Source organism: Stenotrophomonas sp. SORGH_AS_0321, from assembly GCF_031453215.1.
GTDB classification, from domain to species: Bacteria; Pseudomonadota; Gammaproteobacteria; order Xanthomonadales; family Xanthomonadaceae; genus Stenotrophomonas; species Stenotrophomonas chelatiphaga.
This window is the reverse complement of the sequence record NZ_JAVIZG010000001.1, coordinates 135,737-161,229: the sequence shown is the minus strand read 5'-3', so window position 1 is coordinate 161,229 and position 25,493 is coordinate 135,737. Positions and strand designations below refer to the sequence as shown.

General features: G+C 67.8%; 19 protein-coding genes and 1 pseudogene. 7 read left to right on the top strand and 13 right to left on the bottom strand.

Annotated elements, in window-relative coordinates; translation table 11 throughout:
* Nucleotides 1-6 precede the first annotated feature (6 nt).
* The 5 genes from QE373_RS00675 to QE373_RS00655 form a co-directional block, all read right to left on the bottom strand.
* A complete protein-coding gene (locus tag QE373_RS00675; protein ID WP_057507129.1) occupies nt 7-264 on the bottom strand; it encodes a phosphopantetheine-binding protein in 258 nt (85 codons plus the stop codon).
* Complete coding sequence (locus tag QE373_RS00670; RefSeq protein ID WP_309682395.1) at nt 251-1,057, bottom strand: lysophospholipid acyltransferase family protein; 807 nt, start codon at nt 1,055-1,057, stop codon at nt 251-253. Before QE373_RS00670 ends, QE373_RS00675 begins: the two co-directional genes overlap by 14 nt.
* Nucleotides 1,047-1,787 (bottom strand): beta-ketoacyl synthase chain length factor, encoded by a 741-nt coding sequence (locus QE373_RS00665; protein ID WP_309682392.1) that lies wholly within the window; start codon nt 1,785-1,787, stop codon nt 1,047-1,049. Before QE373_RS00665 ends, QE373_RS00670 begins: the two co-directional genes overlap by 11 nt.
* 161 nt (nt 1,788-1,948) lie before the next feature.
* On the bottom strand, nt 1,949-2,962 hold the full coding sequence (gene cydB / locus QE373_RS00660; RefSeq protein WP_309682389.1) for a cytochrome d ubiquinol oxidase subunit II: 1,014 nt from the start codon (nt 2,960-2,962) through the stop codon (nt 1,949-1,951).
* A gap of 1 nt (nt 2,963) precedes the next feature.
* On the bottom strand, nt 2,964-4,361 hold the full coding sequence (locus tag QE373_RS00655; protein WP_309682386.1) for a cytochrome ubiquinol oxidase subunit I: 1,398 nt from the start codon (nt 4,359-4,361) through the stop codon (nt 2,964-2,966).
* Nucleotides 4,362-5,079: 718 nt separating this feature from the next.
* Between QE373_RS00655 and QE373_RS00650 the strand changes: the two genes are divergently transcribed.
* From QE373_RS00650 to hemF, 4 genes are all read left to right on the top strand, one after another.
* Nucleotides 5,080-7,449: a S9 family peptidase gene (locus tag QE373_RS00650; RefSeq protein WP_309682383.1), complete on the top strand. Its 2,370-nt coding sequence runs from the start codon at nt 5,080-5,082 to the stop codon at nt 7,447-7,449.
* Nucleotides 7,450-7,518: 69 nt separating this feature from the next.
* Complete coding sequence (locus QE373_RS00645) at nt 7,519-8,082, top strand: hypothetical protein (RefSeq protein WP_309682380.1); 564 nt, start codon at nt 7,519-7,521, stop codon at nt 8,080-8,082.
* Between the two features lie 36 nt (nt 8,083-8,118).
* Nucleotides 8,119-9,402 carry a hypothetical protein gene (locus QE373_RS00640; RefSeq protein WP_309682377.1) on the top strand — a complete coding sequence of 428 codons (1,284 nt, stop codon included), beginning with the start codon at nt 8,119-8,121 and terminating at the stop codon, nt 9,400-9,402.
* 91 nt (nt 9,403-9,493) lie between these two features.
* Nucleotides 9,494-10,390, top strand: coding sequence for an oxygen-dependent coproporphyrinogen oxidase (gene hemF / locus QE373_RS00635; protein ID WP_309682374.1), 897 nt, complete (start codon nt 9,494-9,496; stop codon nt 10,388-10,390).
* A 290-nt stretch (nt 10,391-10,680) separates the two neighbouring features.
* Here the strand turns inward: hemF and polA are convergent, their stop codons facing one another.
* Entirely contained in the window at nt 10,681-13,458 is a 2,778-nt protein-coding gene (gene polA, locus QE373_RS00630) for a DNA polymerase I (RefSeq protein ID WP_309682371.1), read from the bottom strand.
* Between the two features lie 99 nt (nt 13,459-13,557).
* On the opposite strand from polA, the gene QE373_RS00625 reads away from it, so the two are divergent.
* On the top strand, nt 13,558-13,842 hold the full coding sequence (locus QE373_RS00625; protein WP_309689485.1) for a DUF2782 domain-containing protein: 285 nt from the start codon (nt 13,558-13,560) through the stop codon (nt 13,840-13,842).
* Nucleotides 13,843-13,858: 16 nt separating this feature from the next.
* On the top strand, nt 13,859-14,101 hold the full coding sequence (locus tag QE373_RS00620) for a hypothetical protein (protein WP_309682368.1): 243 nt from the start codon (nt 13,859-13,861) through the stop codon (nt 14,099-14,101).
* A 118-nt stretch (nt 14,102-14,219) separates the two neighbouring features.
* Here the strand turns inward: QE373_RS00620 and QE373_RS00615 are convergent, their stop codons facing one another.
* Nucleotides 14,220-14,666: a universal stress protein gene (locus QE373_RS00615; protein WP_309682365.1), complete on the bottom strand. Its 447-nt coding sequence runs from the start codon at nt 14,664-14,666 to the stop codon at nt 14,220-14,222.
* Between the two features lie 129 nt (nt 14,667-14,795).
* Here QE373_RS00615 and QE373_RS00610 point away from each other — a divergent pair, with 129 nt between their 5' ends.
* A complete protein-coding gene (locus QE373_RS00610; RefSeq protein WP_309682362.1) occupies nt 14,796-15,509 on the top strand; it encodes a ThuA domain-containing protein in 714 nt (237 codons plus the stop codon).
* Between the two features lie 15 nt (nt 15,510-15,524).
* Here QE373_RS00610 and QE373_RS00605 read toward each other — a convergent pair whose 3' ends face one another.
* From QE373_RS00605 to rpmB, 6 genes and pseudogenes are all read right to left on the bottom strand, one after another.
* Complete coding sequence (locus QE373_RS00605; protein WP_309682359.1) at nt 15,525-19,496, bottom strand: hypothetical protein; 3,972 nt, start codon at nt 19,494-19,496, stop codon at nt 15,525-15,527.
* A gap of 328 nt (nt 19,497-19,824) precedes the next feature.
* Nucleotides 19,825-22,011, bottom strand: coding sequence for a DNA helicase II (gene uvrD, locus QE373_RS00600; RefSeq protein ID WP_057507114.1), 2,187 nt, complete (start codon nt 22,009-22,011; stop codon nt 19,825-19,827).
* A 9-nt stretch (nt 22,012-22,020) separates the two neighbouring features.
* Nucleotides 22,021-23,422: pseudogene (locus QE373_RS00595) on the bottom strand (FAD/NAD(P)-binding protein).
* A 34-nt stretch (nt 23,423-23,456) separates the two neighbouring features.
* Nucleotides 23,457-24,875 (bottom strand): cardiolipin synthase, encoded by a 1,419-nt coding sequence (gene cls / locus QE373_RS00590; RefSeq protein ID WP_309682356.1) that lies wholly within the window; start codon nt 24,873-24,875, stop codon nt 23,457-23,459.
* Between the two features lie 112 nt (nt 24,876-24,987).
* Complete coding sequence (rpmG, locus tag QE373_RS00585) at nt 24,988-25,152, bottom strand: 50S ribosomal protein L33 (RefSeq protein WP_042613882.1); 165 nt, start codon at nt 25,150-25,152, stop codon at nt 24,988-24,990.
* Between the two features lie 13 nt (nt 25,153-25,165).
* Nucleotides 25,166-25,402: a 50S ribosomal protein L28 gene (gene rpmB, locus QE373_RS00580; protein ID WP_019185625.1), complete on the bottom strand. Its 237-nt coding sequence runs from the start codon at nt 25,400-25,402 to the stop codon at nt 25,166-25,168.
* Between the last annotated feature and the right edge of the window lie 91 nt (nt 25,403-25,493).

Below are 25,493 nucleotides of genomic sequence, written 5' to 3'. Positions count from 1 at the left end.
CCGCACTCACGCGCGGTGGCTGGCGACGAAGGCCGCCAGGGCCTGCACGCTGCCGAAATGACGGCGGGTTTCTTCCGAATCGGCGGACAGGCTCACGCCGTACTGCTTCTGCAGGGCCAGGCCCAGCTCCAGTGCATCGATGGAATCCAGGCCGAGGCCTTCGCCGAACAACGGCGCGGCCGCATCGATATCGGCGGCGGAGACGTCTTCCAGCGACAACGCCGAAATGATCAGCTCCTTGATCTCGTGCTCAAGTTCCTGCACGGGGCAGCTCTCCACAGGGTTGGAAGTAATGGGTGAGGTAATCGGTGACGCGCCGCGCGGCCAGGGCTTCCCCTCCTGCCACTGCGTCTTCGTCGAGAAACGTATCGATCGGAATGTCCTCACCGACCTCCAGCGAAACGTGGAAGCGTCGCGGGGGCACACGATACCATTTCCGTCCCTTTTCCAGCGTCGGCGGGTCGCAGCGTATCCGTACCGGGGTCATGTCCAGCCGGCCGCGCACGGCGATGTTGGCCGCGCCGCGGCGCAGTTTCAGCGGCTGGCCGGGCTCGCTGCGGGTGCCTTCGGGGAAGATCACCAGGCAGCCCCCGCCGCGCACCGCGGCAATGCCGGCGTCGACCAGCGTCGGCCCGTCATCATTGACGATATAGCCGGCGGCACCGACCGTGCCGCGCATGAACGGATTGCGGGCCACCGCGCGCTTGACCACGCAGTCCGCATTCGGCAGCAGCGCGACCAGCAGCACCACGTCGATCAGGGTGGGATGGTTGGCCAGCACCAGCAGGCCTTCACGCTGCAGCCGTGGCGCGCCACTGACCGACACCGTGAGCACGCCGAGGCGGCGCATGATCGCCACCTGCAGGGCGAATCCGTGTTGGACGCCGCGACGCGCGAGGCGACGGCGACGCGCGGGATCGCGCACCAGGACCAGCAGCAAGGGTCCCACGACCACGCCGGCGATCAACCCGCCCAGCCCGAACGCCGCGAAGCTGACGCCGGTGGCCAGCACCCGCCAGGCCCGGTCCAGGCCGCGAGCAAGGGCCTCAGCCGCCACGCGTCCAGGTCCAGCGCTGGCCGTCGATCACCCGTTCGCAGCGCGGCTGCGCGGACAACAGGAAACGCTGCAGGTCCAACGCATGCGGCAGCAGGCCGGGCGGATCATCGGGCGCATCGGTGGCCTGCCAGTGCAGCTGCAGGCGCACGCCAGCGGCATCGGGGCGCCTGACGCGCCAACACCAGGCATGGAACGGTGCCGGCTCATCGATGAATTCCGCATACAGTGCCGGCAACGGCGGGTCGTAGACCACGATGCGGACTTCCTCGGCGCCATCGGCCAGCAGTCCGGCCGCTTCCAGGCAGGCCGCTTCGGCGGTGGCCTTGCCCGCCGCCAGTGCCAGGTTGTTGCCACGGTGGCCGCGGGTGATGGAGTACAGCGCGCCGATCGCATTGTGTACCGACAGGCCGAAGGTGGTCGGTGACAGCGCTTCTTCGGCCACCAGCGCGGCCAGCAGTTCCATCGAGCGCGCGACGTCGCCGTGGCGGCTGGCGAACACCAGCGGCACGCGGCTGTCCGCGCCCTCGCCGGCTTCGCACCAGCAGGCGGCCTGGATCGCCATGCGACCCAGCCGTTCGATCCGGCGACGCTGCATCGCCGGTACCTCCGGCAGCGCGGGGGTGTCCTCGCCTTCGGGCAGCCACGGTGCCTGCGCCCAGTCCTGCCAGGCGCTGCGGGTGGCCAGCCCGGGCGCCCAGGCGGCCCAGTCGACAACGGAAAACTCGATCATTGCGGGAGAACAGGCTGCGGTTGCGCGGAGCGCCGCACGCTAGCACGGCCGGGGCGAAGAGCGTGACGACCAACGGTCGTCACCCACCGCAGCCAACGTTGGTCACCTGCCACGACCAACGGTCGTCACCCAGCGCAGCCAACGGTCGTCGCCGGCCGCGCCTAGTGGTAGCCCGCGCCGGCTTCCACCTTGCCGCGGAACACCCGGTACGACCACGCCGTATAGCCCAGGATCACCGGCAGCAGCACCACCAGGCCGACCAGGCTGAAGCCCAGCGAAGTCGCCGGTGCCGCTGCGTCCCACAGGGTCATGCTCGGTGGCAGCAGGTAGGGCCACATGCCCAGCACCAGCCCGGCGAACCCGAGCACGAACAGCGCCAGGGTCAGCAGGAACGGCGGCAGGTCGCGCTTGGGATGCACGGCACTGCGCCACAGCGCAGCGGCCGCCGCCAGGGTCAGGATCGGCACCGGCGACAGCCACCAGAAATTGCCATCGGCGAACCAGCGCTGCATCAGGTGCGACTGCAGGAACGGCAGCCAGCTGCTGACCAGCCCCATCGCCACGATCACCGCCGCCACCAGCGGCCGGGTCAGCTGCCGCGCCAGCACCTGCACCGGGCCGGTGGTCTTGAGGATCAGCCAGGTGCTGCCCAGCAATGCATAGCCGGCCACCAGCGAGGCGCCGGTCAGCATCGCGAACGGGCTGAACCAGCCGAACGCGCCGCCCTGGTAGACCCCGTCGACGATCGGCAGGCCCTGCACCAGCGCCCCCAGGATCACCCCCTGGGCGAAGCTGGCCAGCAGCGAACCCAGCCCGAACGCCACGCTCCACAGCCGCTTGGAGCGGTGCGCCTTGAAGCGGAACTCGAACGCCACGCCGCGGAACACCAACGCCATCACCAGCAGCAGCACCGGCAGGTACAGCGCCGAAAGCAGCGCCGAATAGGCCTTCGGGAAGGCCGCCAGCAGGCCCGCACCGCCGAGTACCAGCCAGGTCTCGTTGCCGTCCCAGATCGGTGCGGCGGTGTTCATCATCTGGTCCAGTTCTTCTTCGCTGTGCGCGAAAGGCGCCAGGATGCCGATGCCCAGCACGAAGCCGTCCAGCACCACGTACATCAGCACCCCGAAGCCGATCACCGCAAACCATGCCACCGGCAGCCAGGTCATCAGGTCCATGTCAGCGCTCCTCCAGCGGTTCATCGGCAGCGGACAGCGGACGCGCCGGGGTGTGATGGCCGCCGTCCAGCGACGGTCCTTCTTCATGCGGATGCGGGCCCTGGCGCAGGATCTTCATCAGGTACCAGATGCCCCAGCCGAACACGAAGGCATAGCCGACCACGTACACCCCCAGCGACAGTGCGGTCATCCAGGCACTTTGCGGCCCTACTGCATCGGCGGTGCGCAGCAGGCCGTACACCACCCACGGCTGGCGCCCCATTTCGGTCACGAACCAACCCGACACCAGCGCGATGAAGCCGCTGGGCAGCATCCAGTTCCAGCCACGCAGCAGCCATCGCGACTGCAGCAATCTGCCGCGCCACAGCGCGAGGGCCGACACCAACGCCAGCAGCAGCATCAACGTGCCCAGCCCCACCATGATGCGGAAGGCGAAGAACACCGGGGTCACCGGCGGCCGTTCGCTGGCCGGTACCGAGGTCAGCGGGGCGAAGGTTCCGTCGCGCGAGTGGGTCAGGATGAGGCTGCCGAGCCTGGGGATGGCGACCTCGAAATCGTTGCGTTCCTGCTGTTCGTCGGGCACGGCGAACACCACCAGGGGCACGCCCTCGCCGGGCTGGGTCTGGTGCCAGTGGGCTTCCATCGCGGCGATCTTCATCGGCTGGTGCTTGAGGGTGTTCAGGCCATGCATGTCGCCGACGAAGATCTGCGCCGGTACGGTGATTGCCGCGAAGATCACCGCGGCGGTGAGCATGCGGCGACCGGCTTCCACGTGCACGCCACGGCGCAGGTAGAACGCGCCGATGCCGCCGATCACGAAGCAGGTGGTGATGAACGAACCCAGCGCCATGTGGGTGAGCCGGTACGGGAAGGACGGGTTGAACACCACCTTCCACCAGTCGACCGGTTGCACGATGCCATTGACCATTTCATAGCCGGCGGGGGTATGCAGCCAGCTGTTGGAGGCCAGGATCCAGAACGTGGAAAACAGCGTACCCAGGGCCACCATGCAGGTGGACAGGAAGTGCAGCCGTGGCGACACCCGGCCCCAGCCGAACATCATCACGCCGAGGAAACTGGCCTCCAGGAAGAAGGCGGTCAGTACTTCGTAGGTCAGCAAGGGGCCGATCACCGAGCCGGCCACCTGGGTCAGGCGCGGCCAGTTGGTGCCGAACTGGAAGGCCATGACGATGCCGCTGACCACGCCCATCCCGAAGGACACGGCGAAGATCTTCTGCCAGAAGAAGTACAGCTCGCGCCAGATCGGGTTGCGGGTGCGCAGCCAGCGCCACTCGACAAAGGCAAGCCAGCTGGCGGTGCCGATGGTGAAGGCGGGGAACAGCACGTGGAAACTGACCACGAATCCAAACTGGAAACGGGACAACAACAATGCGTCCAAGGGACGCCTCCTGCCGGGCGCGGGTGGGGATACCGGACCAGTCTGGGTGGATTTGCGTTAACAGGGGATGCGACCGGATGCCGCCCTGCTTCACTTTGTCGCAGCGGTGCTGGCAACGGCAGCAGCAGGTGCTGCAGGGCCGCGTGTAGGTGGGGCGGGATGGGTTGGCGGGGGACGGCAAAGACTGCCCCTCTGGGGTCCGGCCCAGCCGCTGGGCGGCTGTGCGTTCGGGCGCTTGCGAAGCGGTGCTTCGCAAGCAAAGCGCCCTCACCCATGCGGGCCTCGTTTCGCGCCATCCATGGCGCTCAACGCCCCCGCCAACCCACCCCGCCCCACCTTCGACAGGTTCATGGCGGCCTTGGAAACTTCGGTAGCGCCGACCCATGGTCGGCGGATCGGGGGGGAATGGGGTCGGATGGTTTCCGCCGACCATGGGTCGGCGCTACCGATTTGCTCTTTTTCTTTGGCTGGCGGCCATCGCCATCTGTCCGGGGGCCGGTCGGGGTGGCTGTGCGGGGCCTTGAGCGGCAGGAGCCGCGAAGAGCTACATGGACGTATTCACGCGTGCCCCGCATAGGTACCCCGACCGGCCCAGCCACTGCTGGAAAATCACCAAGCCGCCAGCAGCCGCACACCCTTCCATGACCTGTGGGCCAGCCCCTGCCGGGGAGGGGCTGCTACCCTTGGCCGGTTTTCTCCTTCACGGTGCGTCCCGTCCATGTCCCGAGTGCTGCCGCTGTCCCTGTTGTTGTCCGCCCTGCTGGCCGCTCCGGCCGTACAGGCCGCGCCGACCCCGATCACCATCGAACAGGCCATGGCCGACCCGGACTGGATCGGGCCGCCGGTGGAACGCGCCTGGTGGTCCTGGAACAGCCAGCAGGTCGAGTACCAGCTCAAGCGCAAGGGCAGCCCGGTGCGCGACACGTTCCGCCAGCCGCTCAGCGGGGGCGCCGCCGCCCAGGTGGCCGACGACCAGCGCGGCAGCCTGGACGTGGCCAATCCGGTGTATGACAGCAGCCGCAGCCGCATGGCCTTCGCCCGCAACGGCGATGTGTTCGTGCGCGACCTGCGCAGCGGCGCACTGACCCAGCTCACCCGTGGCAATGAACGCTCCAGCGGCATCAACTTCGCCACCGACGGCGGCGTGATCTGGCGCAACGGACACAACTGGTTCCACTGGACCGCCGCCAGCGGCGTCGCCCAGGTGGCCAGCCTGAAGGCCGAGAAGAATCCGTCCGACGCGCCCAAGGCCGATACCCTGCGCGAGCAGCAGCTGCGCACGCTGGAAACCCTGCGCCGCGACCGCGAACAGCGCGAGGCGCTGAAGGAGCAGGACCAGCGCTGGCGCGAGACCGACCCGACCCGCGCGCCGGGTCCGGTGTTCCTCGGCGCCGATGTGGAGATCGTCGACAGCGTGCTGTCACCCGATGGCGTGCACCTGGTGGTGGTGACCAAGCCGAAGGGCTTCGAAGAAGGTCGCACCAGCAAGATGCCGCTGTACGTGACCGAATCCGGTTACGAAGAAACCGAAGACACCCGCACCCGCGTCGGCCGCAATGATCCGGAACCGCACACCTTCTGGCTGGTCGATGCACGCACCGGCAAGGCCGACAAGGTGTCGCTGGACGCGCTGCCGGGCATCGGCACCGATCCGCTGGCCAGCCTGCGCAGACAGGCCGGCAAGGACGCGCTGAAGGGCAACCGCCCGCTGGAACTGATGAGCGACTTCATGGGCGGCGGCATCCGCTGGAGCGCCGATGGCCAGCAGGCCGCGATCATGCTGCGCGCCAACGACAACAAGGACCGCTGGATCGTCAGCGTGGCCGCGGCCGATGGCCGCCTGCAGAACCGCCACCGCCTTACCGACCAGGCCTGGATCAACTGGGGCTTCAATGATTACGGCTGGATGGCCGACGGCCGCACGCTGTGGCTGCTGTCCGAGGAATCTGGCTTCTCGCACCTGTACACCCAGGCCGGTGCCGGCAAGCCGCAGGCGCTGACCAGCGGCAAGTGGGAGACCTCCGCGCCGGCGCTGTCGGCCGATGGCAAGGGCTTCTATTTCCTGTGCAACCAGCAGGCCCCGCACGACTATGAAGTGTGCAGCGTCGACGTGGCCAGCCGCCAGGTGCGCGAGCTGACCGCCCTCAACGGCGTTGAGGATTTCAGCGTGTCTCCGGATGGCCAGCAGCTGCTGGTGCGCTACTCCGGCGCCTACCTGCCGGCCCAGCTGGCCGTGGTGCCGGCGACCGGCGGCCAGGCGCGCGTGCTGACCGATACCCGCAGCGCCGAATTCAAGGCGCGCGAGTGGATCCAGCCGAAGCTGGTGGCGGTGCCGTCCAAGCACGGTGCCGGCGTGGTCTGGGCCAAGTACTACGAGCCGGAGAACAAGGATCCCGGCAAAAAGTATCCGATCGTGATGTTCGTGCACGGTGCCGGCTACCTGCAGAACGTGCACCAGCGCTACCCGGCCTATTTCCGCGAACAGATGTTCCACAACCTGCTGGTGCAGCAGGGCTACATCGTGCTGGACATGGACTACCGCGGCAGCGAGGGCTACGGCCGCGACTGGCGTACCGCGATCTACCGCAACATGGGCCACCCGGAGCTGGAAGACTACAAGGACGGCCTGGACTGGCTGGCGCAAACCCAGCAGGGCGACCGTGACCGCGCCGGCATCTACGGCGGCTCCTACGGCGGCTTCATGACCTTCATGGCGCTGTTCCGTTCGCCGGGCACGTTCAAGGCCGGCGCCGCACTGCGTCCGGTGGTGGACTGGCACAACTACAACCACGCCTACACCGCCAACATCCTCAACACGCCGGACATCGACCCGGAGGCCTACCGCGTTTCCTCGCCCATCGAGTACGCGCAGAACCTGCAGGACCACCTGATGATCGGCCACGGCATGATGGACGACAACGTGTTCTTCCAGGATTCGGTCAACCTGACCCAGCGCCTGATCGAACTGCACAAGGACAACTGGACCATCGCGCCCTACCCGCTGGAGCGCCATGGCTACACCCGTGCCGATTCCTGGCTGGACCAGTACAAGCGCATCCTCAAGCTGTTCAACGAAAACGTGAAGTAACCAACGGGGTCGTGCCGGTTGCGATCGGCACGACCCGGCTGGCGTCGTTTCCCCCTGCAAGGACACCGGATGTCACAGCTGCCCCCCACCCTGGCCACGCCGCGCCATGGCACACCAGCGCGCACGGATTTCGTGCGCCCGATCGCGTTGACCACCCTGCTGGTCTGCGTGGCCATGATCGTGTGGTTCCTGCTGCAGGCGCTGGTGGCCTGGCCGATCGGCGCCAGCCAACCGTGGCAGATGCTGGTCGCGCTGGCCGAGGAAAGCGAGTGGCCGGCCAGCCTGCGCTGGATGCTGGCCCACCCGGTGGCCACCAGCCTGCTGCTGGCCGCGGTCTGCGTGCCGTCACTGGTCTCCAGCTGGGGCCTGTACAAGGGCACCCGCTGGGGGCTGCTGAGCTTTGTCTGGCTGCTGGTGATCACCGGCATCGCCAACATCGGCGTGGCGTGGTGGATGGATCGCGTTGCCGCGGTGTTGATCGACAAACTCGGCGAGGCCGATGTGGTCGAGGCACTGAATGCCCAGCGCATCCTGTTCACCGCCACCGTGCTCGGCAGTTGCGTGCTGTTCGCGGTGCTGCAGGGCTGGCTGGCGTGGCGCCTGATGCGCCCGGACATCCGTTCGCGTTACTGACCCCCCTCTTTCTTCCTTTTTTCCCCCGGAGTCTGCATGTCAGTGATGACGCTGCCGCTGCGCGCGATCGCCGCGCTTTTCCTCCTGTCCGCTGCTGCCGTGGCCAACGCGCAGGACTGCGCCGTCTACGATGAAGCCACCTGTGGCAACCAGCTGTACAGCGCCGATGCAACGCGCCTGCAGCAGTGGTGCGAACAGGGCACCGGCGTGGCCTGCAGCGGTCTGCTGCGCGAATGGGTCAGCGAGGCGCGCCAGGCCGACACCCGCGCCCCCAATGACGACCCGGACCTGCAGGAACCGGCGGTGTGCAAGGAAGCCGACCCTGCTTATGACGAGCAGGCCTGCGAGGTAGCGGCCAAGGCGGCGCTGTCCAAGGCGATGGGCATGGCGCTGACCGGCGTGTTCGACCAGCGTGAGATCGTGCTGCCGGCAGGCCGGCTGGCGTCCCTGCAGTCGCTGTGCGTGGCCTATCCGGACGGCGATTTCTGCCGCGAGGTTGCCGAGGAACAGTGGAAGGCCGGCGCCTTCGTGCAGGCCGTGGCGGCGTTGCAGCTCAGCTGCCGCAGCGGCGACGAGCGCGCCTGCGAGCTGCATGCGCCGTTGCAGGCGCTCGGCAGCGCGGCGCGGCCGCAGCCGGCCACCGCCCTGCCCTGCGGCGAGTACCGCAGTGACGGCGGGCTGCTGGACACGCTGGACTTCGCTGACGGCGGCCTGGTGGGAATGGGCATGGGCGCGCAGGCGCGCGCGCGGCTGGAAGACGGTGAGATCCGGCTGCGCCACGACAAGGGCGGGGACTTCGTGTTCCAGGCCCTGCCCGGCGGCAAGCTGGTCGGCATGGACGAGTGGACCCGGATGCGCGTCTTCCAGCGCAGCGGGGGTCCGGCGCAGTGCACCGCGCCGGTGGTCTTCAACGTCGTGCCGCTGCCGCGGGACTGCCCGCAGGCCGGCAGCACGGAGGGAGCCGCCGCCTGCTGCAAGGCCGGCAGCCTGCAGGGCTGCAACACGCTGGGCAACCAGCAGGCGCTCTCCGGTGAGTGGGTACAGGCCGCCGGCAGCTACCTGCAGGTGTGCCGCGCCGGCGTGCGCGAAGGCTGCGAGAACCTGGCCAGTGCGCAGGAAAACAACGCCGACGTGGACGCGCGGGCGCAGCTGCAGCAGCTGTGCGAGGCCGACCGCAGCGGCCGCCACGTGGCCTGCGACGTGGTGGCCACCCGTAACTGGACGCTGATGGAGCTGGGGCGGGCGCTGCAGGACGCCGCCGACCAGAGCAGCAAGGACGACGCACCGGCCGCCCCGCGCACCGGCAACCACAAGCGCTGAGGTCCCTCTGCCAGCCGCTGGCGCCGCGCCGTGCCCGGCGAACGCGCGGCGCGACCTGCCGTGGGCCGCGGGCACCGGCTAAACTGCACGCATGAACGAGTTCGACCGCGTCCGCGCTTACCTCACCGACCTGCAGGACCGCATCTGCGCCGCCATCGAAGGCGTCGACGGCCAGGCCCGCTTCCAGGAAGACCTGTGGCAGCGTGCCGAAGGCGGCGGCGGCCGCACCCGCATCCTGCGCGACGGCGCCGTGTTCGAGCAGGCAGGCATCGGCTTTTCCGACGTGGCCGGCAGCCGCCTGCCCCCTTCGGCCTCGGCCAACCGGCCGGAGCTGGCGGGCGCCTCGTGGCGCGCCACCGGCGTATCACTGGTGTTCCACCCGCTCAATCCGCGGGTACCCACCACCCACGCCAACGTGCGCTTTTTCCAGGCCGAACGGGAGGGACAGGTGGTGGCCCGCTGGTTCGGCGGTGGCTTCGACCTGACCCCGTTCTATCCGTTCGACGAAGACGTGCAGCACTGGCACCAGACCGCGCATGACCTGTGCGCGCCGTTCGGCCCCGAGCGCTACCCGGCGCACAAGCGCTGGTGCGACGAGTACTTCTTCCTGCGCCACCGCAACGAGACGCGCGGCGTGGGCGGGTTGTTCTTCGATGACCTGCATGGCGATTTCGAGCGTGACTTCGACTACCTGCGCGCGGTCGGCGATGGCTTCCTGGACGCCTACCTGCCGATCGTGGCGCGGCGCAAGGACGACCCGTACGGCGATGCCGAGCGCGAGTTCCAGCTGTACCGGCGCGGCCGCTACGTGGAGTTCAACCTGGTCTACGACCGCGGCACCCTGTTCGGCCTGCAGAGCGGGGGCCGCAGCGAAAGCATCCTGATGAGCCTGCCGCCTCGCGTGCGCTGGGAATACGGCTTCCAACCCGAACCCGGCAGCGCCGAAGCGCGGCTGGCCGACTACCTGGTACCGCGCGACTGGCTGTAACGGCGACGCCTTGCCGACGCCGCAAATAAAAAGCCCCGCTGACCAGGGGGAGGTCAACGGGGCCGGGGAACGGGCGCTTGGGGAGGAGCCCCCGTTCCGAGATCTTCTCCAGGGGATGGGAGAGATCCACAACAGGCGTTGCGCCTGTTGGAGCCTATGGAAGCACTTCGAACATTGATGAATCGTGAAGGCGGCCCATTTAGCCAACCACCCTCACCAGAATATTCATCATTTAGTCAGCTAAATCGGTCCCATTAACCCATTCAGTGTCATAAAGCGCTGGATACGACTCAATGGGCTTCGTCCCAGTTCTGGCCGTGCCCGGTATCGACCACCAGCGGCACCTTCAACTGTGCCGCTTGCGACATATGAAGGACCACTGCGGTACGCAGTTCGTCGATGAAGCCGGCCTCGCACTCGAACACCAGTTCATCGTGCACCTGCAGGATCATCCGGGCCGGCGCCGCGGACGCCTGCAGCCAGCGATCCACGTCCACCATCGCCCGCTTGATGATGTCGGCCGCGGTGCCCTGCATCGGCGCATTGATGGCCGCCCGCTCGGCACCGGCACGCAGGCCCTGGTTGCGCGCGTTGATGTCGTTCAGATACAGGCGCCGGCCGAACAGGGTTTCCACGTAGCCCTGTTCGCGCGCCTGCTGGCGCATGCGGTCCATGAAATCACGCACCCCCGGATACCGGCTGAAATACAGCGCGACGTAATCCTGCGCCTGGCCACGGTCTATGCCCAGGTTGCGTGCCAGGCCGAACGCACTCATGCCGTACATCAGGCCGAAGTTGATCGCCTTGGCGGCGCGGCGTTCGTTGCTGGTCACCTCGTCCAGGCGGCGCCCGAACACTTCGGCGGCGGTGGCGCGGTGCACGTCCGCCCCCTGTTCGAAGGCGCGTACCAGGCCCGGGTCTTCGGACAGGTGGGCCATGATCCGCAGTTCGATCTGCGAGTAATCGGCGGCCAGCAGCAGCTTGCCCTCCGGTGCCACGAAGGCACGACGGATGCGGCGGCCGTCCTCGGTGCGGATCGGGATGTTCTGCAGGTTCGGATCGGACGATGACAGCCGCCCGGTGGCCGCGCCGGACTGGTGGTAGCTGGTGTGCACCCGGCCGGTATCGGCGTTGACCATCTCCGGCAGCTTGTCGGTGTAGGTACTGCGCAGCTTGGCCAGCCCACGGTAGTCAAGGATCACCCGCGGCAGCTCGTGCTGTTCGGCAATGGCCTCCAGCGCTTCTTCGTTGGTGCTCGGCTGGCCCTTCGGCGTCTTCACCAGGGCGGGCAGCTTGAGTTCGTCGAACAACACCGCCTGCAGCTGCTTGGGCGAATCCAGGTTGAAGCTGCGCCCGGCCAGTTCAGTGGCCTTCTGCTGCGCGGCCAGCATGCGCGTGGACAGGTCCTGGCTCTGGCGGCGCAGTTCGGCCACGTCCACCTGCACGCCGTTGGCTTCGATGCTGGCCAGCACCGGCACCAGCGGCATTTCGATTTCCCGGTACACCTGGTCCAGCGACGGCAGCGCCAGCAACTGCGGCGCCAGCGCACGGTGCAGCCGCAGGGTCACATCGGCATCTTCGGCGGCGTAGCGGCTGGCCTCGTCGATGCCCACCTGGGAGAACGAGATCTGCTTGGCGCCCTTGCCGGCGACGTCCTCGAACTTGATCGTGGTGTAGCCGAGGTAGCGCTGCGCCAGCGAATCCATGTCATGCCGTGTGGCGGTGGAATTGAGCACGAAGCTTTCCAGCATGGTGTCGTCGTGGTAACCGCGCACGTCGATGCCGTGCCGGCGCAGCACGTGCAGGTCGTACTTGCCGTGCTGGCCGAGCTTCTTCTTCGCCGGGTCTTCCAGCACCGGGCGCAGCGCATCCAGCACCTGCTGCATCGGCAGCTGGGCCGGCGCGCCGGGGTAGTCGTGATTGATCGGGATGTAGGCGGCCTTGCCCGGCTCCACCGCCAGGCTGATGCCCACCAGCCGCGCCCGCATGGCATCCAGCGCATCGGTTTCGGTATCGAAACTGACCAGGTCCGCGTGTTGCAGCCGCTCGACCCAGGCCTGCAGCTGGGCCGGCTCGAGGACCGTCTCGTACTCGCCCGGCAGCGACAGCGACGGGTCCAGGTCAGCCACCGGCGCCGCGTCGCTGCCACCGCGGGCGAAGCCGGCGGCGGTGCCGCGCAGGCTCGGCGCTGCCTCGCTGGCCACGCTCGGCGCCAGCCCGGCGCTGCCTTCCAGCTCCTTCAACGCCTGGGTGAAGCCATACCGCGCGTACAGTTCGCGCAGTTCCTCGACGTTGCGCTCGCGCAGCGGCAGGTCCTGCGGTCCGGACTCCAGGGCCACGTCGGTACGGATGGTCACCAGCTCGCGGTTCAGCGGCAACCGCTCCAGCGCCGCGCGCAGGTTCTCGCCGATCTTGCCTTTCATGCCCGGCGCGGCGGCGATCACCCCGTCAAGGTGCTGGTACTCGCCCAGCCACTTGGCGGCGGTCTTGGGGCCGCATTTCTCGACACCCGGCACGTTGTCCACGGCATCGCCCATCAACGCCAGCAGGTCGACGATCTGGTCGGCGCGCACGCCGAATTTTTCCATCACCGCAGCGTCGGAATCCATCCGGCTGCCGGTCATGGTGTTGACCAGTTCGATCCCCGGCCGCACCAGCTGGGCGAAGTCCTTGTCCCCGGTGGAGATGGTCACGCTGAGGTCGCGCGCCACGCCCTGCAGGGCCAGCGTACCGATCACATCGTCGGCCTCCACGCCGGAGATGCGCAGGATGCTGATGCCGAGCGCTTCGACGATGCGGCACATCGGTTCGACCTGGCTGCGCAGCTCGTCCGGCATCGGCGGGCGGTTGGCCTTGTACTGGTCGTACAGGTCGTCGCGGAAGGTCTTGCCCGGCGCATCGACCACGAATGCCACGTAGGCCGGGCGCTCCTTCAGCGTTGCGCGCAGCATGTTGACCACGCCGAACAACGCACCGGTCGGTTCACCCTGCGGATTGGACAGCGGCGGCAGCGCGTGGAACGCGCGATACAGGTAACTGGACCCGTCGATAAGGACTAATCTGCTCATGCGACGATTCTACGCGCCCGGCGCCTGCGCGTCGGTCACGCCGGCTGGGGCATAATCCCCTGCACACCCGGCCAAGGACTCCTGACCATGAAACCCATGATGCTCGCCGCGCCGCTGCTGCTGGCCCTGCTGCTGGCCGGCTGCGCGACCTCCGGTGGCGCCGGTGCACCGCCGGTCGATGTGGCCGGTGCCGACATCGCCAAGCGCACGCTGGACAACGGCGACGTGCTGGAGGAATACCGGGTGGCGGGCCAGCTGCGCATGGTCAAGGTGACCCCGCTGCGCGGTGCCCCCTATTTCATCTACGACCAGAACGGCGATGGCCGCATGGACAATTCCAAGGATGGCGTGTCACCGGTGTACTGGAAGCTCTACAGCTGGTGATGCACGTTCTTTCGAAATGAGCAACGTAGAACGCCGCAACCTGCCGATCGACCAGGCCGCCCTTCGCCACGGGCTGACCGCCGAACAACTGTCCGCCGTGCAGACCCTGGAACATTTCGGCTGGCAGCTGCGCTTCGTGCGGCGGCCGCTGTTCCGCGATCCGATCCCGGTGCTGTTCGACCGCAGCGGCGAACGCTACGTGGTGCTGCAGGCCGATGGCAGCCTGGACGAATCGCAGACCCTGAAGCTGCGCGACTGAACGTGGCGCGGGCGCCGGGCCCGGAAGAAAAACGGCGCCGGCCGCTTCCTGCGACCGACGCCGGGTCCCCTCCCCAGGGAACGCTGTGCCCGCTGGCGCCGACCCCGGTCGGCCGGCGTCAGCGGATGACCAGCACCGGGATGCTGCTGCGTGCCAGGACTTCGGCGGTCTGGCTGCCGAGCAGCACGCGGGTCATCCCGCGCCGGCCATGCGAGGTCATCACGATCAGGTCCGAGCTGCGCTCGCCGGCCACGTCGATCACGCCGTCGGCCGCATAGCGGTCCAGCACGTGCACGCCATTGGCCCGCACGCCCTGCGCCTGCGCGGTGGCCAGTGCGGGCTGCAGGATCTTCTGCGCCGTCTGTTCGCGGTCGGCCTTGTATTCCGGGCTGTTCATGTAGCCCACGCTCCAGCCCATGGCGTCGTACATGCCGACGGCCCAAGGCTCGGATACGGTCACGATATCGACCTCCGCGTCCAGGTCCTTGGCCAGCTCCAGGCCCTTCATCAGGCCTTTTTCCGCCAGTTCCGATCCGTCGGTGGCAATCAGGATGCGCTTGTACATGGCCGGGCTCCTCGGTGGTCTGCCGTATTGGAACGCGAGCATTACACACCCGCCGTGCAGGCCATGCCTTGAGCAGGATCAATGCAGTGCAGCATCGCCCGACACGCGGTGCGTGGCAGAATCCGCCGCATGCGTACCCTCCTCTGCTGTTGCATGGCCCTGTTCCTGCTGCCCTGGCCGGCCGTTGCCGACGACGCGATCCTGGTCTTCACCCGCACTGCAAAATTCCGCCACGACTCCATTCCGGTGGCCGTGGATACGCTGCGGTCCCTGGCGTCCGAACAGGGCCTGCGGGTGGTGCATGGCGAAGACAGCGCGGTCTTCACCGGCGAGGGACTGTCGGCGTACCGCGCCGTGGTGTTCGCCAATACCACCGGTGATGTGCTGGATGAGGCCCAGCAGGCGGCCTTCAAGGATTACATCGAAGGCGGCGGCGGGTTCCTCGGCCTGCATTCGGCGGCCGATACCGAATACGACTGGCCGTTCTACGGCGAGCTGGTCGGTGCTTGGTTCCACAAGCATCCACCGGGCCTGCAGACCGCCAAGGTAACCCTGCACGGCGGCGGCCACGAAGGCCGCCAATGGTCGATCACCGACGAGATCTACAACTACCGGCGCAACCCGCGACCCTGGGTGCAGGTGCTGGCGACGGTGGATGAGGCCAGCTACCCGGGCGGCACCATGGGCGCTGACCATCCCATTACCTGGTGCCGGCCGATGGGCCGCGGACGCAGCTGGTACACCGGTTTCGGCCACGATGCGGCGGCCTACGCCGATCCCCAGGTGCGCGCGCTGCTGCGGCGCGGGTTGGCCTATGCAGTGGGCACAAGCCCGCACTGCTGACGGAGCACCGGCGGATCATCGGGTCGTGCTGCCGGACGCGCCGCTGCTCGGATCCACGTACTGCCGGGTGCGTTGACGACCGGGACTGGAGCGAGCGGCTGCCGCTGCGCCTGGAGCGTCCGCCCTGAGCGCATCCAGGCGCGCCTGCAGCGGTGCATTCAGGCGGTCATTCCTGAGCGCGGCGGCACGCTGCTCTATCTGCCGCTGCGTCTGCCGGGAGGACGAGGGCGCCGCACCGGGTGGGGTTGGCGCGCGCAGCATGGCCAGGCGCGTCTGCACCTCATTGTTGAACTGGGTGCTGTGGACGATCGCATCGCGCACGGCACGTGCCGATGCGTCCTTGGCTGCTTTTTCCTCTGCACGGCGCTTTGACTCGCTACGCGCGGCGGCCTGGGCCTGCGCACGGGCCTGGGAGGAGGCGGCGAGAGCCGCGGCGTGGCTGGCTTTGGCAGCAGCGCGGGAGGATGCGCGCTGGGCCGATTCACCGGCCTTGCTGCGTGCCTGCTGTTCGGCCCTGGCCCGCGCCTGTGCCTGCGCATCCTGCTGCGCCTGGGCCGTCGCATGCGCGGCCAGCTCGGCGGCCGTGCTGGCGCCCTGCTGCTGTGCACGCTGCCCGATGGCCGTTGCATCAACCGCCGGTTCGTCACTGTCGCCGGCAGCGCGGACCATGCTGCTGATGGCAGAGGTGATCTCCTCGGCGCGTTGCTTGAGCAACTGGCGCCTTTCCGCCAGCGCCATGTCCGGCTGCGCCAGCACCGCGTCCGTGTAGTGCTGCTCACCGGCCCGGATAAGCGCCTCGGCTTCCGGCATGCGTGATTTCTTCATCTGGTCACGATAGGTGCCCAGCGCGCTGCGTTCGAGCTCTTCGAGCATTCTGGGCGGCACCGGCGTGTCACGCGGAAGCCGATGTTTGACGATGGCTTCTTTCCAGGCGCCTTCCACGCTGCGCTGGACAAGTTCCGTCAGCGCCTCTTCCTCGACCTGGCTGGTCAACTTCATGCGCAGGCTCGCACGTATCTCAGACAGCTCCAGTTCGATCACGCGGCGGGTACCATACGCAGCATCCACGTGCTGGATTAGGTCGCGCAGCGGCAGCGCCGCCAGCCGTTGTGCGTGTCCATCGACGTGGAGCGGCTCGTCACCGCGCCGCAGCTCGTAGGACACCTTCTTCACTGCCCAGCTGCGCAGCGACCTAAGGCGGATGTACTCTGCGTCACTTGGCAGCAGCTCGGCCTGTTGCAGGCGCTGGTCCCAGGCGATCGATGCACCGGATGCCGCCAACGCGGCGTAATAGTTCGGGAAACCCTTTACCTTTGCCGTCAACAGGCCCTCGCGCAGCAGGGCCGGGGTAATGTCCACCGACCTGGCCATCAGGGTCTCCATCAGCTCGATGAACGCCATCCCGAGCGCGGGGTCTCGATGTGCGTGCGCGCCGATGTTGGGCGGATAGGTGGCCCCTTCGAACGTTTGCAACAGACAGTGCGTGACCTGTGCGGCAGCCAGGTAACCGTCGTCCACCAGGCGTTTCACCAGCAACAGCCAATCGCGGTTCGCTTCGAAGCTGGTGCGTCTGCGCTCATCCGCGCCCGCACCCAGTTCCAGGTCGGTCAGCAGCTCTCCGAACACCGATGGGGACAGCAGCTCTCCAGCGATCGCGCGGATATCCGCCTCGGCATGGGTGTCCAGCGCGGCGGCCAGTCTGCGATTGCAGTCATGCAGCCGTTGCAGTGCCCTGATCCGTGCCGTGACGGCATTGGGCTCGCGTGCATTGGGATCGCCCACGATGGCGGCGAAATCGCCGTCCAGCAGCATCTGATGCCTGGCCTGCAGTGCAGCGGCATGTTCCTGCTGGACCGTGGAGTCGCCAGCACCGTCCAGTGCAGCACCGATACCATCCAGCATCTGCTGCCGCACCTGGGCGGCGCGCTCGGGGTCGGCACTGATCCAGTCACGGATCTGTGCCGGTGCGTACTGGGCGAGCAATGCCTGCCGGCGCTGTACCAGGACGCCGGCCATCGTTGCGGCGTCCGGCCAGCGACCCTCCGGCGCGTCGGCCGGAACCTGCCACCCGGCGCCGATCACCGCATGCACGGTCGCTGCAGGAACCAGGGCCAGACGGTACCCCATTTCCGCCATCGCATCGGCAATGGCCGGATCGGGGACGGCAGGCGTGCGCATCAGGTCGGCAACGCTATCCGACTGGAACCCGTACGGCCAGCCCAGCGTGTCGTGCAGCCGCCCCGGATCTGCGCCCATCGCGTCGAATTCCGCGGCATTTTCAACAAACGCATCCGGGATGGGAAACAGCGAAGCGGGGCGTTGCAGCAGGGCGATGTCCGCACTGGCCTGTTTGGGCAGCATCAGCCTGCGCGCGTCCAGCGTGGCGAATCCAAGTGGCCCGCACGAGCCGAAATCGACGGTCATCGCCAACGGTTGTCCGTCGCGCTCGGCGTAGCCGAAATTCTCCATCCGGAAGTTGAGGTGGTCCCAGTTGCCGAGCCATCGCGAGGCGATGAAATGCCGGACCTGGTCGCTGCGTTGTGCGGTTGGCAGCAGGCGATTCATCGCCTCCAGCGCATTGAATCGCCGCCGGTCGGCGGCTGCGTGCGCGGCCTGCAGTCCCGCATCCTGCAGCTGCCAGAAATGATCGACCCCAGCGCACTGCAGAATCGCATCGCAGTCGGAAACCGCCGCTGCATGGTCGCCGCGCAGCTGGGCATAGCCCATCCTCGCGGCTTCATCGCCTGCGGCGGCCAGTGCTTCGGCGGCCGGCGTATCAAGATAGCGGCCCAGGTCCTTGAAGGTGGGTTCAAGGCGCGAAGCAAAGCGCTGGCTGCCGCCCGGCAGCGAAGCGTCGGCTGCCACCACGCGGGTGTCCGGCGCAGCCAGCCCGGTGAGCTGGAACACACGGGAGAGGCTGACCTCCATAGCGCTCAGCCCGCTGTCGCCGGTTTCCTTCACCCTCCAGTCTGCGCCGTCGAGGGTGACCAGCGCTGCGGGACGGCTGCCGGCGCCGATCCATCGGCGCACGGGTGCCGCGCATTCCTCTTCGGCTGCTGCATCGGGATTGAACATGCGGACGATCTGGTCGATGCCCTGCACCGCCTCGCCGGAAAGCTGACGCAGCAGGGCGGTGCGCTGCAGGTTGGACAACGCAGGATCCTGCGCGAGCACGGCCGCTTCATATTCGTGCTGGATGTTGGCCACCAGTTCGTCGCCCTGACGTCCTCGCAGGCCGCCGATCTCCCGTGCATAGGTGGCGCGGGCATCGTGCCTCTGCGCTTCCAGCGTTCGTGCCCGTGCTGGCGTCGCCTGGTAGAAGGGGTTGTCGAGCAGGCCATCGGGCCCACCGCGCTGGAACTCCATCTCAACCATGCGGTGCACGGCTTCGGCTTCGGCAGCGGTGATCAGGTCCGGCATGTTGGCGTCTACGCTTCGTCGCAGCAGCGATGATTCCAGCCTGGCCAAGCGCACCGGATGCGTCGCCTCGCAGGCTTGCTGGACCACGCTTTCCAACGTTCGCGGGGGCGGGGGCGCCGATCCCGCTGCGATCAGGTTGCTCCGCGCCCGTTCGCGCATGGCGGTGAGTGCGGCGTTGCTGCTGTCATTGTCATGCAGGGTGTCGAGCAGGGTGACGAAGGCCTGGCCAAGCGCCGGATCGCGCAGATATCGAGTGGTGGACGGGGCATTGCGTCCGTCCGATCCCGGCACGAGGAGGTAGTCGATCACTTCGGCGGCCGCCAGTGTCTGCTGCCGCACCAGACCAGTCACCGCCTCCAGCCAGTGCAGGTTTGCCTCGACCCCGGCCTGCCTCAGCTCAGGCGTGGCTGAGGCCAACTGCAGGTCAAGCACCAGCCGGCGCTGGACACCGCTGCCAAGCAACGCCGTGGCAGCGCGTCCGCCAGCGGCCGCATCTCCGCTCTGCAGTGCCCGCCGCACTCCATCCATCGTGTGGTGCAGCGCGCGCAGCGTGGTCGTCTGCCGCATCGCATCAGGTGACCCGGCAACAGGCGGGCAGTTTTCTGCCGATACCCGCCGCGGGCTTGAGGGTGCAGACGGAGGGCGCATCCGCGAAGGCGCGGTGTTGCTGACCAGCAGGCTGCCGATGGCCGACCCCGCAGCGCGGTCCTGCAGCGGATCGGAGTGATGCCGCCCGCGAATCCCCGCGGGCGTTGTCTGCGACGAGGGGCCAACAGCGGGCATGCACTTTCCTTCATTGAACAAGAAGGAAATACTGCCTCCAGCGATAGGCGTTGGCTTTCATAAATACGGCGCTGGTCGGGATGGCTCCTCGCCAGGGCGCAGCCTGCCGACCCTACAGCGCGGTCAGGTTGGCGTAGGCCATCACCAGCCATTTGCTGCCGGCATCGGCGAACTCCACCTGCACGCGCGCATGCGCGCCGCTGCCTTCGTAGTCGGTGACCATGCCTTCGCCGAACTTGGGATGGGTGACCATCGTGCCGAGCTTCAGCGGCGGCGCTTCGAGCGCGGCATGCCCGCCACGGCTGGCCCCCAACGATGCCGGCCGCGAGACCTGCACTTTCGGCCGTACTTCATGCAGCAGCTCGCGCGGGATCTCGCGCAGGAAGCGCGACGGCACGCCGTAGTTGTCCTGGCCATGGATGCGCCGTGATTCGGCGTAGCACAGCACCAGCTTCTGCCGCGCGCGGGTGATGCCGACGTAGGCCAGCCGGCGCTCTTCCTCCAACCGCCCGCTTTCTTCCAGCGAACGCGCGCTCGGGAACAGGCCGTCTTCCATGCCGGCCAGGAACACCAGCGGAAACTCCAGGCCCTTGGCCGAATGCAGGGTCATCAACTGCACGCCGTCTTCGTTGGCCTGGGCCTGGCCTTCGCCCGCTTCCAGCGCGGCATAGGCGAGGAAGGCGACCAGCTCGTCCATGTCCTCCACTTCTTCGACATCGTCGGCCCGGCGCACGAAGCGCGAGGCCACCGACACCAGTTCGTCGAGGTTGTCGGTGCGCGATTCGGAGTCCAGCGCGTTGCGGCTTTCCTTGCTCCAGTGTTCGCGCAGCAGCGAACGTGCCAGCACGTGGTCGATGCGTTCGGCGAGGGTCATGTGCAGGGTCTGCCCCTGCAGCTCATTGACCAGCACCAGGAAGCCCGCCAGCGCATTGCGCGCGCGCGCCGCCAACGCATTGCCCTGGGTGACCAGCATGGTGGCTTCCCACAGCGAAATGCCCTGCGCGCGCGCCTCGCGGCGCACCTCGTCCAGGGTGCGGTCGCCGATGCCACGGGTCGGGGTGTTGACCGCGCGTTCGAAGGCCGCGTCGTCGTTGCGGTTGGACAGCAGCCGCAGGTAGGCCAGTGCGTCCTTGATTTCGGCGCGCTCGAAGAAGCGCATGCCGCCATACACGCGATACGGGACCTGCTCGCTCAGCAGCACTTCTTCCAGCGCGCGCGACTGCGCGTTGCTGCGGTAGAGCACCGCCACTTCGCCGTGGCTGCCGCCATCGCGCACCCACTGGCGGGCGCGCTCGACGATGTAACGTGCCTCGTCCATTTCGTTGTAGGCCGCGTACAGGTCGATCGGATCGCCGTCGCCGCTGTCGGTCCACAGTTCCTTGCCGATGCGGTCCGGATTGTGCGAAATGACCGCGTTGGCCGCGCCCAGGATGTTGGCGGTGGAGCGGTAGTTCTGTTCCAGCCGGATGGTCTGCGCGCCGGGGAAATCGCGCAGGAAGCCCTGCACGTTCTCCACCTTCGCACCGCGCCAGCCATAGATGGCCTGGTCATCGTCGCCGACCACGAACACATGCCCGCTGTCGCCGGCCAACACCCGCACGAAGGCGTACTGGATGGAGTTGGTGTCCTGGAATTCGTCGACCAGGATCTCGCGGAAGCGCGCGCGGTAGTGCGCCAGCAAGGCCGGGTTGTCGCGCAGCAGCTCATGCGCGCGCAGCAGCAGCTCGGCGAAGTCGACCAGCCCGGCGCGGTCGCAGCGCGCCTGGTATTCGGTGTAGGCCTGGCGCATGGTGTCCAGCCAGGCGTCGTTCGGTTCAGGCTGGATATGCTGCGGGCGGCGGCCCTCGTCCTTCTGTTCGTTGATCCACCAGGCGATCTGCTTGGGCGGGTACTTGCCGTCGTCCAGCTCCAGTGCCTGCACCACGCGCTTGACCAGCCGCAGCTGGTCATCGGAGTCCATCACCTGGAACGAGTCAGGCAGCTTGGCTTCGGCCCAGTGCAGGCGCAGCAGGCGGTTGGCCAGCCCATGGAAGGTGCCGATCCAGGCGCCGCGGCTGCCATTGGGCAGCTGCGCGTCGATGCGATGGCGCATCTCGCCGGCAGCCTTGTTGGTGAAGGTCACCGCGAAAATGCCATGGGTCGGCACGCCGAACACTTCGTGCAGCCAGGCGATGCGGTGGGTCAGTACGCGGGTCTTGCCGGAGCCCGCACCAGCCAGCACCAGGTGGTGGCCAGGGGGGGCGGACACGGCATCGCGCTGGGCCGGGTTCAGGCCATCAAGCAGGTGGGAGACATCCATGCCCCCATTTTACGGCATCGCTGCTTCGAGCTCCCGCACCGCGTGGCGTGCCGCATCTTCCGCCTGCTGACGCAGTTCAGGCACGGCCAGGCTTTCCCACAACGTGCCGATGCGCAGGCTGCCCAGCACGCCGATGGCGTCATCTGCGTTGCCGTCGGCATCGATCAGCCGGTCGCCTGCGGCCTGGCTGTCCAGGCCCAGGCCATGCGGCCCGGGGCGGTGCGATGCCTTCGGCCAGCAGCTGCCTCAGCAATGGATTGCGCAGACCCTCGGCACGCGTCTCCACGCCGGTGGCGTTGACCAGTGCGCCCAGATCCCACTGCACCGCTGCGCCGTGGGACAAGGCGGACAGGCGCAGGCCCGACGCGGTTTCCAACACGCCCTGCAGGCGCACGCGGTGCAGCTGCAGGCGGCCGTCGGCCAGTGCATCGCGCAGCTGTACGTGGACTTCTTCGGCAATCCGGTGCCGGTGCACGTCCCAGTGCCGCACCCCATGGCGCAGGAAGCGGCGCTGGTCGGCGTCATCGAGGGTCTGCCACAGCGCCTTGCCCAGCGGACGGATGCGCTCCATCACGCTCTGCCACGGAATGCCCTGCGCTGCGGCCTCGCGGGCATGCCGGCGCAGCGTGCGCAGCCGGGCGCGCAGCGGCATCGCCAGCAAGGGCTGCGGGTCATAGGTCGCCGGCGCCCCGTGGGCATGCGGCAACGGCATCAGCGCGTGCCTGGAAAACACGTGCAGCACGCCGCTCTGGCCTGCCGCGAACAACGCCACCACGCTGTCCACCATGCTCAACCCGGAGCCGATGATGCCGATGGCCTGCTCGCCCGCAAGCAGGCGGACGCCGTCGTAATCCCAGGCTTCGGCGATGCAGTGGTGTGGCAGGGCGTCGGCGCCGGCCAGCGGGATCGGGCGCACGCTGTTGCCGCAGGCCAGCACGACGTGGCCGGCATCGACAACGGTGCCATCGGTCAGTTCCAGCCGTGCTGCGCCCGCGTGCCGGCGCAGCGACAGCACCGCCTGCGGAACCACCTGCAGCTGCACCGGGCTGCCCTCGCCCGCCTCGGCCAGGCGCTGGCGCAGATACGCCGCGTAATGCCGACGCGGCACGAAGCGGCCTGCCAGCGACGCATCATCATCCTGCGGGAAGGCGTCGACCTGGCGCAGGTAATCGGTGAAATCCGTGGGCTGGTCCGGCAGCGCGCTCATCCGGCCGGCCGGCACGTTAAGCAGGTGCTGCGGTGCCGGCGTGGCATAGGCGATGCCCTCGGCCAGGGTCGAGGCCGGCTCGAACAACTGGACCTGCAGCGGGGCCTTGGCGTGGCGCAGCAGGTGCAGGGCGGTCAGCGCACCGGCGGCGCCACCGCCGATGATGGCCAGGTCGATGCGGTGCGGAGTCGCTGTATCGTTCATGCGGTGATTGTAGGCGATGGATCGGCCAGCGCCTTTACATCAGCGCATCGGCCAGCCGCGCGATGCCTTCTCGGCTGCGTCGCCAGGTGGCCCGCTTGCGCCACTGTGAAAGCTCCAGCGGTCGCGATTGGCGCAGGTAGTCTTCTTCGATATCCAGCAGCTGGCGCACGATCGTGCGGTCATAGCAGAGCAGGCCGATTTCGGCATTCAGCGCGAAGGAACGGATGTCCAGGTTGATCGATCCCAGCAGCGCGATGTCCTCGTCCACGCTGAGGTGCTTGGCGTGCAGGAAATGCGGCTCGTACAGCGCGATGCGCACGCCGCTGCGCAGCAGCTCATCGTAGTACGCCTCCTGCGCCCATGCGGTCAGCCGTGCATTGCTGGTGGCCGATACGATCAGCTGCACGTCCACCCCGGACAACGCGGCGATGCGCAGCGCACTCAGCGTGGCCTCGTCAGGCACGAAGTACGGGGTGACCAGCACGATGCGGCGGCGTGCCAGGTGGATCATCGCATTCACTGCATCGCGCGCGTTGCTGAAGGGGTAGGCCGGGCCGCTGGGCAGCAGCTGGGTGGCCACGTCTTCGCTGCACACCGGCACGTCGGCCATCACGTCCAGCCGCTGGCCGGTTTCCATGTACCAGTCGCTGGCGAACACCGCCTCCAGGTGGGCGACGGCCGGACCGCGCAGGCGCGCGACCAGTTCGCGGTTGGGACGGCCGCGCACGAACGTGGCATCGGCCAGGTTCTGCGAGCCGATGTAGCCGACCTTGTTGTCGATCACCGCGATCTTGCGGTGGTTGCGCAGGTCCATGCGCCCGCTGCGCCGCCAGCGCAGGCCGCCCGGCAGCATCGCACGCACCTCCACGTCGCGCGCCAGCAGGCGCTTGCGGTAGGCACGCAGGCCGCGCTTGGCGCCCACCGCATCCAGCAGCAGGCGGCACTGCACGCCACGCGCGGCGGCACGCTGCAGCGCCTCCACGATGGCATCGCCCACCGCATCGTCGAACATCAGGTAATACAGCAGGTGGACGCGCTCTTCGGCCTGGTCGATATCGGCGATCAGGTGGGCCAGCGAATCGTCATAGCCGGTCAGCAGGTCCAGCGCGTTGCCGTGCACGGGCATGAAATCGCCCTGCCGTTCCACCAGCGGCACCATTTCGGCGACGGTGGTATCGGCGTCCGGTTGCCAGCGCAGGGCGGACTGCAGCGCCTGTTCTTCGCGGATCACCTGCGAGGCCTCGGCCTGGCGGCGCAGGCGCTCGCCGGACAGCCAAGGGTGGCCGAACAGCAGGTACAGCGGCAGGCCCAGCAGGGGCACGAAGCCGACCAGCAGCAGCCAGCTGCGTGCGGCGCCGGGGGTGGTGCGGGCAGGAATCCACAACAGCGCGGCCAGCCGGATCAGCCAGTCCAGCAGCAGCAGCCATGAGCCCAGCGTCCATTCCAAGAGCATCGCCCCACCTGCGCAAAGGGAGCGCCATTCTGGCACGGGGTGGGTCACGGCCATAAAAAAACCCGCCTCGCGGCGGGTTTCTTCACTCGGGAAGCTCAAGCATCCTGGCGGATTACTTGATCTTGCCTTCCTTGTACGGTACATGCTTGCGCACGACCGGATCGTACTTCAGGAATTCCATCTTCCCGGGGGTGTTCTTCTTGTTCTTGTCCGTCGTGTAGAAGTGGCCGGTACCGGCCGTCGAAATCAGACGGATCTTGTCGCGCTTGCCTGCCATGATCGTTTACTCCTCAGACCTTTTCGCCGCGCGAACGCAGCTCAGCCAGAACGGAGTCGATGCCGTTCTTGTCGATGGTGCGCAGTGCATGCGCGGAAACACGAAGCTTGACCCAGCGGTTTTCGCTGGCGACCCAGAAGCGGCGCTCGTGCAGGTTGGGCAGGAAACGACGACGGGTCTTGTTGTTGGCGTGCGAGACGTTGTTACCCGTCTGCACTCGCTTGCCGGAAACTTGGCATACGCGGGACATTGCGCACCTCGATAAGTTTGTATTGAAAGTCCGGCCAGGGAAGGCCGAGCTTCTGCGGAAGGATCCGCACATGTTGTCAGCCCGTAGCCCG